Source organism: Caldicellulosiruptor sp. DIB 104C (assembly GCF_028198085.1).
In the GTDB taxonomy this organism is placed as follows: Bacteria; Bacillota; Thermoanaerobacteria; order Caldicellulosiruptorales; family Caldicellulosiruptoraceae; genus Caldicellulosiruptor; species Caldicellulosiruptor saccharolyticus.
Window position 1 is genome coordinate 1,491,588 of record NZ_CP116337.1, and the last position, 13,783, is coordinate 1,505,370.

The following is a 13,783-nucleotide window of genomic DNA, read 5'->3' on the forward strand; positions in this document are numbered from 1 at the left end:
GGATGCCATTTGACGGAGTTGTTCTTAGTAGACTTAAAAAAGAGCTTACGCTTGAACTTACTGAAGGAAAGGTTGAAAGAATTTATCAACCTAATCAGTTTGAAATAAATCTTTATATCTACAAACTGGGCATGACAAAAAAACTCATAATCTCTGCAAATCCGTCGCTTCCAAAAATATATATTACAGAAAAACAAAAGAAAAATCCTGAGGTTGCACCAAATTTTTGTATGATTCTTCGCAAAAATCTACTTGGTGCAAAAATTACGAACATCTATCAAGAAGGTTTGGAAAGAATTGTTAAAATAGAATTTGAAACCAAAAATGAGCTTGGAGATATCGAGAAAAAATATATTATATTTGAAATGATGGGGAGACATAGCAACATATTTTTAGTGGACTCAAATAACAGAATTATTGACGCAATAAAGAGGATGTCTTTTGAAATTTCTCCACGTACTATTTTGCCAGGAGCTAAATATGTATTGCCACCAGTGTTAACAAAGAAAAATCCTCTTGAAGTTACATTTGAAGAATTCTCTTCATTTTTTGAGAACTCTAACAAATCTTATGAAAACATTCTTATTGACAATTTGTCAGGAATTAGCAAACAGTTTGTAAACGAGGTCATGTTGCATGCACAAGTTTTTAAAGAAAGTGTTGAAAAAAACGAAGTTATCAAAAGGATTTTTGAATCTTTAAAAGAATTATTATATTGTATAGTAGAAAAAGGTGAAATTCTACCAACATTGTACACAGATAAAGGAAATGTAGTAGATTTTTATGTAATTGATCTGAAGAGCTATTCAAACTTTTCAAAAAGGTTTTTTACAAGCCTCAACAGATGTATAGATGAATACTATTCAAAAAAAGAAGAACATACCATTTTCATTGAAAAAAAACAATATCTTCAAAAGATAATTGAGCAAAATTTAAAAAAGCTAAGTCAGAGGTACGAACAAAACCTGCAAAAAATAGATGAGGCAAAAAATGCTGAGCTTTTCAAGAAGTACGCCGACCTAATCTTAGCAAACCTATATCAACTAAAACCCACATCTGAAGACTTCATTGAAGTTATTGACTACTACAGCGAGGATTTGCCGCAAATTAAAATTCCAATTGAAAAAGACAAAGACCTGAAGCAGAATGCAGAGAGGTATTATAAACTTTATAACAAATTAAAGAAAGCTGAAGAATACGCTAAAGCTGAAATATCAGAGATTGAAACTGAACTGGAATTTTTGTATAGCTTAGAAGCTTTGCTTGAAAAAAGTGTAGAGATGGAAGACCTTTTGAGTGTTGAAGAGGAGTTGGAAAAGGAAGGATATGTAAAAACCCAGCCAGATGCTAAGAAAAATGAAAAAAAGAAAGATTCCAAAAAACCAAATCCTCATCATTTTGTCAGCTCAGATGGTTTTGACATCTATGTAGGAAGAAACAATATCCAAAACGATTATCTCACATTAAGATTTGCATCAAGCAATGATATCTGGCTCCATACCCAAAAAATCCCAGGTTCACATGTCATAATCAGAACAAACAACAGAAGCGTGCCTGATAGGACTTTGCTGGAAGCTGCACTACTTGCTGCGTATTTTAGTAAAGCGAAAAACTCAACCAAGGTAGCTGTTGACTATACTTATGTAAAGTATGTTAGAAAACCGCCCAAATCAAAACCAGGGTTTGTTATATACGAGAACTTTAAGACTATAATTGTGGATTCACCTACAGACATAGATGACTTTAAAAAAGTAGAATGAGAAACGGCTTCAATTTTTAACATTAAGATAAACTGAAAATTTAACAAAAGCGGGAGGGATCTAAAATGCCAAAAGAGGGAAATTGTGTAATAGCGCAATCGGGGGGACCAACTGCTGTTATCAATGCCTCGCTTTTAGGTGTAATTGAAGAAGCGATGAAGCAACATCCAATAAGGGCTATTTATGGTGCAAAAAATGGGATAATTGGTCTTATTGATGAGGAACTCTACGACCTCAGAATGGAGGACCCTGAAGAGTTAAAGCTTTTAAAAACTACACCTTCATCGGCCTTGGGTTCTTGTCGATATCAGCTAAAGCCTTTTGAGCACGATGAAAAAGACTATGTTAAGATTTTTAATGTTTTTGAAGCACACAATATAAGGTATTTCTTTTACATTGGTGGAAATGATTCAATGGATACTGCTGACAAGCTCACACGCTATGCAAAAAAGATTGGTTATGATATATGCATAATAGGAATTCCGAAGACAATTGACAACGACCTTGTCATGACAGACCACTGCCCTGGCTTTGGTAGTGCTGCAAAGTACATTGCAACGTCTGTCATGGAAATAGCAAGAGATGCTGTTGTATATCCAACAAATATTGTTACAATAATTGAAGTAATGGGAAGAAATGCCGGGTGGCTTGCTGCTGCATCAGCCTTGGCTGCGAAAGATATTGGTGCACCTGACCTTATTTACCTACCTGAAGTACCGTTTTCTGTTGACAAGTTCTTAGATGATGTCAGAAATATACACAAGAAGACAGGGAAAATTACAATTGTAGTATCAGAGGGTATCAAGGACAAAGATGGAAAGTACATTGCTGACATGAGCCACAAGTTTGGAATAGACGCATTTGGGCATGTACAACTTGGTGGTGCAGCGTTTGTTTTAGAAAACATAATCCGTGAAGAAGTGGAAAAGAGAGTAAAAGCAATCCAGTTCAATGTTCTGCAGAGAAGTGCAGCTCATATCATGTCAAAGACTGATGTTGAAGAGGCATACATGGTTGGAAGAATGGCTGTAAAATATGCAGTTGAAGGTGCAAGTGGATACATGGTTGCAATTAAGCGTGACAGTGATAGTCCATATTCCAGTTCAACAGAACTTGTAGAGCTTTATAAAGTTGCAAACGCAGAGAAATTAGTACCTCTTGCATGGATTTCTCATGACGGAAACTATGTAAAAGAAGAAGTTCTCAATTACATCCAGCCTCTAATCGAAGGCGAGGTTGAAATCAAATTTGAAAAGGGACTTCCTCGATATGCAAAGCTCAGAAAGATAATGGTGCCAAAAAAGGTTGTATAAACTTTGAAAAAGTACTAAATTGAAATAAAAAAACAAAAGGGTGCTACCTCGGGAAATATCACCGAGGTGCACCCATTTTTTTTATTTAACTCTCTACTTTGCTTGTTCTATTTGAGTGGTTTCAGAGCTGCTGCTTTTCTCTTTTTTGGTTATTACAGTCTTGTCATCTACATAATCAACTATAAACTCATCCCCTTGTTTTATCTGCCCTTCTAAAATAGCTTCTGAAATCTTGTCTTCTACCATGGTCTGGATAGCTCTTTTAAGTGGCCTTGCACCAAATAGCGGATCAAACCCTTTCTTAGCTATTGCATCAACAAGCGCAGGTGTAAATTCTGCATAATACTCGCTTGATTTAATTCTTTCTTTTAAGTTGTTGAGCAAGATTTCAACTATCTTTTTGACATCTTCCTCATCCAATGGATGGAATACTATAATTTCGTCTATTCTGTTCAAAAACTCTGGTCTGAAAGTCTTCTTCAGCTCACCCATAACACTTTCTTTTATCTGCTCATATGTTCTCTGTTTTTCGTCCTCGGATGTTGAAAATCCTAACTTTTTCGGATTTGTAATAAGCTGTGCACCAATGTTTGATGTCATAATAATTACTGTGTTTCTAAAACTTACAGTCCTGCCCTGAGAGTCGGTAAGTCTACCATCGTCAAGTATTTGCAAAAGGAGGTTAAAAACATCAGGGTGAGCTTTCTCTATTTCGTCAAACAGGACAACCGAGTATGGTCTTCTTCTAACCTTTTCTGTAAGCTGTCCACCTTCTTCATATCCAACATATCCAGGGGGAGAACCAATTAACTTTGATACATTGAATTTTTCCATATATTCTGACATGTCAATTCGAATAAGAGCATCCTCTGTTCCAAACAATGCTTCAGCAAGCGCACGACAAAGCTCTGTCTTACCAACACCGGTTGGACCTAAGAATATAAACGAACCAATTGGTCTTTTTGGGTCTTTCAGACCAACTCTTCCACGCCTTATCGCTCTTGCAACAGCTCTTACAGCTTCATCCTGCCCAACCACACGTTTGTGTAAAACCTCTTCTAATTTCAACAGTCTTTCAGATTCATCTTCTGTGAGCTTGTTAACAGGAATACCTGTCCAGCTTGCGACAATGTACGCAATATCATTTTCAGTCACAATTGGCTGAGCCTTTTGCTGATCGTTAGTCCACGAATTCTTAACCTTTTCAAGTTCTTGGCGAAGTTTTATAATTTCGTCTCTTATCTTTGCTGCTTTTTCATATTCTTGAAGCCTGATTGCCTCTTCTTTTTCCTTCTCAAGCTTTTCAATCTTCTCTTCATGCTCTTTTACATGAGGCGGAAGTGTGTACATTTTAAGTCTCACACGCGATGCGGCCTCATCAATAAGGTCTATTGCCTTGTCTGGTAAGTATCTGTCCGTAATATACTTTGTAGAAAGATCAACAGCAGCTTTTATAGCCTCATCTGTTATCTTCACACCATGATGAGCTTCATATTTGTCGCGAAGTCCTTTTAGTATTTGTACAGTCTCTTCTGGTGTTGGCTCACCAACCAAGATGGGTTGGAATCTTCTCTCTAAAGCTGCATCTTTTTCTATATGTTTTCTGTACTCGTCAAGCGTTGTTGCACCAATTACTTGAATCTCACCACGTGCAAGAGCTGGTTTTAAAATATTTGATGCGTCAATTGCCCCTTCTGCCGCACCAGCACCAATGATAGTATGCATCTCATCAATAAAGAGAATAACATTTCCTGCTTTTCTAACCTCTTCCATTGCCTTTTTTAGCCTTTCTTCAAATTCGCCTCTGAACTTTGACCCTGCAACCATTGCAGAAAGATCCAAAGCAACAACCCTTTTGTTTCTCAAAAGTTCCGGAACATTTCCTTCGACAATCTTTTGGGCAAGCCCTTCAACTATTGCTGTTTTACCAACACCGGGCTCACCAATTAAACATGGGTTGTTTTTTGTCCTTCTCGACAAAATCTGGATAACTCTTTCTATTTCTTTTTCACGTCCAATAACAGGATCAATCTTACCCTCAAGTGCAAGCTGTGTCAAATCCCTGCTAAATTGATTCAACGTAGGTGTATTTTGGGTTTGGAAATTTATCTGCTGTTGAGGCGATACCCCACCCATATTTTTAGCATCCTCGTTCAAAAGTTTCATGATTTCTTCAAACAATTTTTGTGGGTCGACACCCAAATCCATTAATATTCTAACAGCAACACTTTCGCCCTCGCGCATAATAGCAAGCAAAATGTGTTCTGTGCTAATATATGTGCTGCCAAGCCTTCGTGCTTCCATAAACGCAATTTCAAACACCCTCTTTGTCCTGGGTGTAAATCCTGTTGGCGGCTGCGGAAGCTGATAATCACCTCTGCCAATTAGCTCTTCTATCTCGTCAATCACCTTTTCTTCAGTAACACCCTGGCTTTGCAAAACTCTTGCCGCAATACCGCCACCTTCTCTAATCAATCCCAAAAGTAGATGTTCTGTCCCAACGTAGTTATGACCAAGCTCGGCAGCAGATTGCTGCGCAAGCATTATCGCCTTTTCTGCTCTTTCTGTAAATCTTCCTTGGAACATTTTTTAAAACCTCCTTCAGTCTAAAATTTTTCTTATAAGCTCTGCTCTTTTTATGTCCCTTTCCTCGGGTGTCATTTCCCTTCCAAAATAGTCTTGTATCATAGCTGGTTGAATCAAGTTAAGAAGCACATCTATCTTATCAATTGTAACCTCTTTTATAATACCCATACTGATGCCCATTCTCACATCTGAGATTAATTTTAGTGCCTCGTTCGATGAGATATTTCTCGCATATTTCAAAATTCCAAAAGACCTGTATACCTTATCTTCGATAAATGCTCTGTTCTCATTCAAAAGTTTTAGTCTTGCTTGACGTTCTTGCTCAATTATCTGGTTTGTGATTGAAATAACATTTGCAATAATGTCCTCTTCTGGCTGCCCTAATGTAATCTGGTTCGAAATCTGATAAAGATTCCCTACAACCTCACTTCCCTCACCATAAAAACCTCTTACAGCAATACCAAGTTTCGTTATTGTCTCAATGATTTCTTTCATATAGCCAAGAAGGGTAAGTGCCGGAAGATGAAGCATGAAAGACGCTCTCAGTCCTGTTCCAACATTGGTGGGACAGGATGTAAGATATCCCCATGTTTCGTCATAAGCATATGGAAGATGCTCTTCTAAAAAGTCATCAATCCTATTTGCATCCTCCCAGGCCATCTGGATGTTCTGTCCTCTGTACAACACCTGGATTCTTAAATGGTCTTCTTCGTTTATCATGATGCTTATATTTTCATTCTGGTCAATTGCAACAGCACTTTTTATCTTTGACGAGACCAAAGCAGGTGATATTAAGTGTTTTTCAATCAAAACCTGTCTTTTTAAAAGCGGCAATTTTCTTATTTCATAAAAATCAAATTTGTATTGCTTATTTCTTGAAATCACATCTCTTACCCTATCTATTACAAGACCAGCATCATAATCGTTCATTTTTATAGTAAAGGGAACATCTGAAAGATTTCTTGCAAGTCGAATTCTACTTGTTACAACAACTTCGTCCATTTTACAAATCACTCCCGAGCAAGTTTCTTCTCAAGTTCTCTTATCTTGTCTCTAATCTCTGCGGCCTTCTCAAACTCTTCATTTTTTATAGCTATATTTAACTCTATCTTAAGCTTGTCAATCTCCCTTTTGATTGCAATATTTTCACCCATCTTAGTGGGAATCTTTCCAACATGCTTTGTATTGCCATGGATTCTTCTGAAAATAGGATAGAGTTTTTCTGAAAAAGAGTTATAACACATTGCACAGCCAAATCTACCTGTTCGTTTAAATTCTTCAAAAGTCATGCCACAACCCTTGCATGTAATTTGTATCTCAAAAGAAGGTTTTATTACCTGACTGCCAAAAGCTGGTTCTAAAATTCCGGCTAAAAAGTTAGTAACCGAAAAAGGTGTATCAAATTCTATGGTGCCTTTTTGCTTTGCACATACCTCACAAAGATGCATCTCTGTCTTAACGCCGTTTATAATCTGCGTATAGTGAACAGTTGCTGGTCGCTTGCCGCAATTTTCGCAAAGCATTATAAAACTCACCATCCTTTACGAAAACCTCTACTTATAAATATTACCCATTCATAAGAGAAATTATCATAGCTTTTAAAATTAACATCCTTAAAGTATCTTTCAAAGGTTGATTTATGGGTAGAGACTTGTCATTCAGCGCTGCTTTCATCAAATTTGCTTCTCTCTGAGTTATAGCACCGTTTTCCAACAAGCACTCAATAATTTCGTTTGCTTGATGCTGAGTAACAGGAGAATTTATGTTATTTAGGATATTCTCAAGCAGATTTGAACTATTTTCAAACTTTATCTTTACTATACGTATTGAACCGCCACCACCGCGCTTGCTTTCTATATAATATCCTCTTTCGATTGTAAAACGTGTTGAAAGAACATAGTTTATCTGTGACGGTGCACAGTTGAAAAAGTTTGCAAGCTCATTTCTCTGAATCTCAACCTCACCATCTTTTTTTTCAATTAGCTGCTTTATAAATTCCTCAATGATATCGGACAGTCTTGGCATAAAAACCTCCCCCGTCTTAAGACCCGTGTTGACTTTGACTATCTTTGACCTTGCAATTATATTTTAATATATTTTCTTTTGAAATGCAAGATATTTCTTGTTGTTAAAATGTGATAAATATATTATAATGTCTTGTATAAAATACTAAAAAGAAAGGACCATCAAGCCGTTGAAACTCAAAAAAATCTTGGCAGTGATCTTGCTTACTTTACTTGCAATTGCCCTGGTAACATCTGTAGCTATAAAAACTGAGCAAATACTCACAAGTGTGATTTTAAAAAGCCATCACAATGCTGAAAAAACTGCCCCTCCATCTTCTCTTGCTCAAAAAAATTTTAAGATTCAGCCCTTTAATATTATATCAAAAAATTTAAATGAGGTAAGCAATACAAATAAAAGCAAAGCACAAAAATTTCTAGAGCCAGTAACCAGATCAGTTTATGAGACAACTAAACCTTTTAGTCCGGTATTAGATCTACATGATACATCAAATATTAAAAACATCTCTAAAAAGGTTATATACCTAACAATAGATGACGGACCATCATCTGAGACACCTAAGATTCTTGAGATTTTAGAAAAAGAAGGTATAAAAGCTACTTTCTTTGTTGTTGGATACAACTGTGTAAAATATCCAAATTTTCTCAAGCAAATTTATCAAAAAGGCCATCTAATTGGCAATCATTCGTACTCGCACAAGTATAAAGTAATTTACAAAAGTTTCAAAAATTTTGCTGACGACTTTAATAAAGCCCAAGATGTGATATATCAAATTACAGGGATAATGCCAAAATATTATAGATTCCCTGGCGGGTCTTTAAACAAGGTATCACCTCAAATAAAAAAGTTTTTTGACAAAAACAAGGTAATATACATTGACTGGAATGCTATAACCGGTGATTCATCAAAGAATCATGAAAAACTCACTTATAAAGATATAATCAAAATGACTTTTGCAAGTATAAAGAATAAAAATCAAATAGTGCTTCTTATGCACGACAGTCCTACAAAGAAAAATGTCATTGAAGCTTTGCCCTATATAATAAAAACTTTAAAATCTCAGGGTTATGTGTTTGAAACAGTAGACAAAATGCCAAAACCTTTGCAATTTAAAACAAAAACAAAAGCCGCATCGTTACACTGATGCGGCTTATTTAGCCCCATTTTATTTTAACCTGCAGCAATTTTACCTTGTTGCTCTTATCTTAGAAAAGCAATCACTGCAGTATATGGGTCTGTCATTTCTTGGCTTGAACGGAACCTTTGTCTCTTTTCCACATGCGCTGCAAACTGCATCGTAAAGTTCACGTCTTCTTTCTTGTCTACCTTCTCTTCTTTGCATAGCCTTTCTCTGGTCTCTGCACTCTTTGCATCTTGTTGGTTCGTTCTTGAACCCTTTTTGCGCATAAAATTCTTGTTCACCTGCTGTGAACACAAACTCTCTTCCGCAATCCTTGCAAACTAATACCTTGTCTTGATACATTCTAAAATTCCCCTCACTTCATGGATTTAGATTTTTCTGACGTCTATTGTTCACCCTGAACAACCAACGTCTTTTTAATTATAACCCCATTTTCTCTATTTGTAAATAGCAAATTGAAAAAATTTTTTACTCCTCTTCTTCCTCGGTCATTTGAGCTTTTGCTGCCTCAATTACTTTCTGAGCAATATGGCTTGGCACCTCTTCATATCTTACAAACTCCATTGTAAACCAGCCTCTGCCCTGTGTCATAGACCTCAAATCTGTGGCATACTTGAACATCTCAGCAAGCGGTACCTCTGCCTCTATCTTTTCCATGTTCTTATCGACAGGCTCCATTCCTAAAACTCTCCCTCTTCGCCTGTTCAAATCTCCCATTATGTCGCCTGTGTAACTTTCTGGTACAACAACTTTGACATTCATGATAGGCTCAAGAAGCACTGGGTTTGCCTGTGCCAATCCTTTCTTGTACGCAAGAGAGGTCGCAACCTTGAAGGCAAGCTCTGAGGAGTCAACTGGATGGTATGAACCATCAACAAGTGTTGCTTTGAGGTTCATGACAGGATAACCTGCTAAAACACCCTTTTTAATACATTCTCTCAATCCTTTTTCAACAGCTGGTATATACTGTTTTGGCACGGCTCCACCAAAGATCTTTTCCTCAAACACTAAATCTTCTACCGGACTTGGCTCAAATTCAATAAATACATGTCCGTACTGACCATGCCCACCTGTTTGTTTTTTGTACTTTCCTTCACTTTTAACCTTTTTTCTGATGGTCTCTCTATATGGCACTTTTGGCTCAGACAATACAACAGATACACCAAATTTATTTTTTAGCTTATTTACAATCACATCAATGTGAAGCTCGCCAATTCCGTATATGATATTCTGGCCTGTTTCATTGTTTTTTTCTATTTTAAATGTCAAATCTTCCTCCATCAACCTATGAAGCCCATTTGAAATCTTCTCTTCATCGCCCTTTGCCTTTGGTTCAATTGCAAGCATAAGCCATGGACGTGGAAATTCAATTGTCTCAACTTGGAGTAACTTGGATGGGTCACACAAAGTACTATTTGTAAGCGTAGATTGCAGCTTTGTCACAACTCCTATATCACCTGCTTTCAGCTCTGCAGTTGGTATTTGTTTTTTGCCTCTTATAATAAAAAGCTGAGAAATCTTTTCTTGTCTGTCTGATGAGGTATTGTAAAGGGTCATATCAGGTCTGAGGGTCCCCGTTAAAACCTTGAGAAATGTAATTCTGCCAACAAATGGATCAGCAACTGTTTTAAACACAAATGCACAAGCTGGCAAACTTGTGTCTGGTTTTAACACAATTTCACTATTGTTTTTTACATCTTTTACCTTGAATTCTTTTTCTGCTGAAGAAGGAAGAAGTCTCACAATTGCATCTAAAAGCTCTTTAACTCCCAAATTTTTCAAAGCTGAGCCACACATGACTGGAAATACTGATCTTGAAAGTACACCCAGCTTCAATCCCCTGAAAATTTCATCTGTTGAAATCTCCTCACCTGAAAAATACTTTTCCATAAGCTCTTCATCGTTTTCTACAGACGCCTCTATTAAATTATTTCTGAGCTCCTCAACTCTATTAATCAACCCGCTCGGAATTGGAACTTCCTTTGCGGAGTTGTTCTCATACACATATGCCTTTTTTGAAATGATGTCTACAAAGCCCACAAATTTTCCATTTTCAATTATTGGATACTGAATTGGAATTGCCTTTAGAGTCAAAACATCACCAATCTTTTTTAGTACCTTTTCAAAATCAGCATTCTCTTCATCCATCTTATTTACAAAAATTAAAACTGGCAACTTTTTGTTTTCTGCAAACTCCCATCCTTTTTCTGCACCAACTTGCACACCTGTTTTTGCACCAATTACCAAAACTGCAGACTCTGCCACATGTATAGCTTCACAAACCTCACCCACGAAGTCAAAATAACCTGGCGTGTCAAGCACATTTACTTTGTAATCTCCCCACTCAAGTGGCTCAACTGTCATTGAAATAGAGATTCGTCTTTTTATCTCCTCAGGGTCAAAGTCAGAAGTGGTTGTACCGTCTTCTGTTCTGCCAATTCGGTCAATACACTTTGCATTAAAAAGCATGCTGTCTGTCAGAATTGTCTTTCCATCTCCGCCGTGTCCAAGTAAAACTACATTTTTAATATACTGCGGAGCATATTCTTTCATATTACATTCCCCCTTGAATTTTGACTATGAGAAATTTGTAGATATTAATAAGATATTCTACATCAAAAACGAAAATCCTTTTTAAACTTGATATTCTCATAGACATTTTTGAAAAAGTACAATGCTTTAAACAAAACAAATTTTAAAATACTATACAAAAACACTGTTGATTAAATAAAAGTATTTCTGTAAAATTTTAATTAGAAACATCTTGATTTGCATCAATAAAATACTGAAAAGGAGTAGTAAAAAAGATGAGAAAAGTCACAATTGATGAATTGCAAGAAGGTATGAAGCTTGCAAGAGATGTGTTTACTGAAAATGGCAAACTTTTGCTCCCCGAAGGATTTATCATAAAGCCCTCATTTATTGAAAAACTAAAGGAATACAATATTGACAGTGTTTATGTTGAAGATGAAATAACAAAAAATTACGTAAAGGAAGAGATTATTTATCATGAAACATTTATTGCAATTCAAGATTTGATGGTCTCAGCAAAGACAGGTGAAATTGTTGACCCCTTTGTTGCTCGTGAGATTGTTAATGATATTGTTGCCGAGATAATTCAAGAAGAGGATGTATTTTTGAAGATCGTTGGATTTAGAGATGTTGATAATTATACATATTTTCATTCAGTAGATGTTAGCATCTTTTCTGCAATAATAGGAAAGCTTTTAGGTTTTGAGAGAAAAAAGATAGAAGATTTAGCCTTAGCAGCTTTGCTACATGATTTTGGTAAGATGAAGATTCCTCCAGAAATTCTGAATAAACCGGCAAAACTTACAGATGAAGAGTTTGAAGAAATGAAAAAGCACACTATTTATGGATATCAAATGGTCAAAAATATGGAAGGGATTTCAGAAGAGATTGCAGAAGTAGCACTTTTACACCACGAAAGGCTTGACGGGTCAGGCTATCCACTAAAATTAAAAGGTGATAAGATTCCTATTTTTGCAAGAATTATAGCAATTGCAGATGTGTATGATGCTCTTACAGCTGACAGAGTTTACAAGAAAAAGGTGGTGCCCACTAAAGCAGCTGATTACCTTTTAAAATATGCAGGAGTTCAGTTTGACAAAGAGATTGTACAAAAGTTTTTGAAGATGGTTGTGAAATACCCTGTTGGATGTTTTGTTGTTCTTAACACAGGTGAAATTGCAATCGTGTATGAAGAAAATCCATTCAATAAAACAAGGCCTATTGTAAAAGTGGTTGCACGAAAGGAAGGCCCACCAGTACTCACCCCATACTACATAGACCTTGCCCAGGACCAAAAGAGAGAGATTATTGATGTTATAAATTACTAATACAATCTTTTTTTATTCCTTTTTGCTAACAAGACTGATATAAGGTACTGCATTTGTGGTATAGCTTGAGGTCTGTCCTTTTATCAATTTAAAATACCCTGCAGAGGCTATCATCGCTGCATTGTCTGTACAGTACTTAAAATCAGGGACGTAAAATTCTATTTGATGCTCACTACATCTTTTTGAAAGTTCTTCCCTGAGTTTTGAGTTAGCAGCAACTCCACCTGCAATTGCAACTCTTTTTATGTTTGATTCAAGAGAAAGCTTTATTGTCTTTTCTACCAAAGTGTCAACCACTGCCTTTTGGAATGATGCTGCTACATCCTCTACCTTAAAATTCTCTCTACGCTGGTTTAAAGTATGCACATGGTTTATAACAGCAGATTTTAGCCCGCTAAAGCTAAAATTGTACCCTCCCACATCAGCTAAAGGGTACTTATATTTTTCTTCATCTCCATGTCTTGCAACTTTATCTATTGCAGGTCCGCCAGGATACCCCAAACCTAAATACCTTGCGATTTTGTCAAACGCCTCGCCTGCTGCATCATCTCTTGTCTTTCCAACAACTTCATATCTGTCAAAGTCTTCTAAAATAATCAGGTTTGTATGCCCACCTGAAACAACCAAAACTATTAAAGGCGGTTTGAGCTTGGGATAGGTAATGAAATTTGCGTATATATGTCCTTCTATATGGTTTATAGCAATAAAAGGTATTTTTCTGGCATAGCTTAGTGCCTTGGCAAACGAAAGTCCAACAAGAAGAGAACCAACAAGTCCAGGCCCATAAGTTGCCGCAACTGCATCTATTTTATCAATATCTATATCTGCCTCTTTTAAAGCCATGTCAACTACATACGAAATCTTCTCAACATGTTTTCTTGAAGCTATCTCTGGAACAACTCCACCAAATTGATTGTGAATCTCAATTTGAGAATACACAATGTTTGAAAGAACCTCTCTGCCATCCTTTACAATAGCAGCTGCTGTCTCATCACATGATGTTTCAATACCAAGTACAAGCATCTATAATTTGCATCTCCCTTTCAATGTTCTTTTGAGTAACGTTTTTATTATACCAAATTTTTAATTTGGTTTTAA

Annotated in this window: 11 protein-coding genes; 4 read left to right on the forward strand and 7 right to left on the reverse strand. The window is 36.4% G+C overall.

Features of this window, described 5'->3' with window-relative positions; translation table 11 throughout:
* Positions 1-2: 2 nt before the first annotated feature.
* Together PGC14_RS07680 and PGC14_RS07685 are read left to right on the forward strand one after the other, a co-directional pair.
* Positions 3-1,760, forward strand: coding sequence for an Rqc2 family fibronectin-binding protein (locus PGC14_RS07680; protein WP_039764736.1), 1,758 nt, complete (start codon positions 3-5; stop codon positions 1,758-1,760).
* Positions 1,761-1,825: 65 nt separating this feature from the next.
* Entirely contained in the window at positions 1,826-3,073 is a 1,248-nt protein-coding gene (locus PGC14_RS07685) for a 6-phosphofructokinase (protein WP_271628574.1), read from the forward strand.
* A gap of 93 nt (positions 3,074-3,166) precedes the next feature.
* On the opposite strand, the gene PGC14_RS07690 is transcribed toward PGC14_RS07685, so the two are convergent.
* Genes PGC14_RS07690 through PGC14_RS07705 form a run of 4 tightly spaced genes read right to left on the reverse strand, consistent with a single transcriptional unit; the run spans position 3,167 to position 7,684 of the window.
* The gene (locus PGC14_RS07690) at positions 3,167-5,659 is read right to left on the reverse strand and encodes an ATP-dependent Clp protease ATP-binding subunit (protein WP_271628575.1); all 2,493 of its coding nucleotides are present in this window, start codon (positions 5,657-5,659) and stop codon (positions 3,167-3,169) included.
* Between the two features lie 15 nt (positions 5,660-5,674).
* The gene (locus PGC14_RS07695) at positions 5,675-6,661 is read right to left on the reverse strand and encodes a protein arginine kinase (protein WP_039764728.1); all 987 of its coding nucleotides are present in this window, start codon (positions 6,659-6,661) and stop codon (positions 5,675-5,677) included.
* A gap of 8 nt (positions 6,662-6,669) precedes the next feature.
* A complete protein-coding gene (locus tag PGC14_RS07700) occupies positions 6,670-7,182 on the reverse strand; it encodes a UvrB/UvrC motif-containing protein (protein ID WP_307742510.1) in 513 nt (170 codons plus the stop codon).
* A 43-nt stretch (positions 7,183-7,225) separates the two neighbouring features.
* Entirely contained in the window at positions 7,226-7,684 is a 459-nt protein-coding gene (locus PGC14_RS07705) for a CtsR family transcriptional regulator (protein WP_011917874.1), read from the reverse strand.
* Positions 7,685-7,853: 169 nt separating this feature from the next.
* Here PGC14_RS07705 and PGC14_RS07710 point away from each other — a divergent pair, with 169 nt between their 5' ends.
* Positions 7,854-8,828, forward strand: coding sequence for a polysaccharide deacetylase family protein (locus PGC14_RS07710; RefSeq protein WP_271628577.1), 975 nt, complete (start codon positions 7,854-7,856; stop codon positions 8,826-8,828).
* Positions 8,829-8,870: 42 nt separating this feature from the next.
* Here the strand turns inward: PGC14_RS07710 and PGC14_RS07715 are convergent, their stop codons facing one another.
* Positions 8,871-9,167: a zinc-ribbon domain containing protein gene (locus PGC14_RS07715; RefSeq protein ID WP_011917876.1), complete on the reverse strand. Its 297-nt coding sequence runs from the start codon at positions 9,165-9,167 to the stop codon at positions 8,871-8,873.
* Between the two features lie 126 nt (positions 9,168-9,293).
* The gene (gene fusA, locus PGC14_RS07720; RefSeq protein WP_271628578.1) at positions 9,294-11,378 is read right to left on the reverse strand and encodes an elongation factor G; all 2,085 of its coding nucleotides are present in this window, start codon (positions 11,376-11,378) and stop codon (positions 9,294-9,296) included.
* A 254-nt stretch (positions 11,379-11,632) separates the two neighbouring features.
* Between fusA and PGC14_RS07725 the strand changes: the two genes are divergently transcribed.
* Entirely contained in the window at positions 11,633-12,685 is a 1,053-nt protein-coding gene (locus PGC14_RS07725; protein ID WP_271628579.1) for an HD-GYP domain-containing protein, read from the forward strand.
* A 12-nt stretch (positions 12,686-12,697) separates the two neighbouring features.
* On the opposite strand, the gene tsaD is transcribed toward PGC14_RS07725, so the two are convergent.
* Complete coding sequence (tsaD, locus tag PGC14_RS07730; RefSeq protein WP_271628580.1) at positions 12,698-13,708, reverse strand: tRNA (adenosine(37)-N6)-threonylcarbamoyltransferase complex transferase subunit TsaD; 1,011 nt, start codon at positions 13,706-13,708, stop codon at positions 12,698-12,700.
* Positions 13,709-13,783 lie beyond the last annotated feature (75 nt).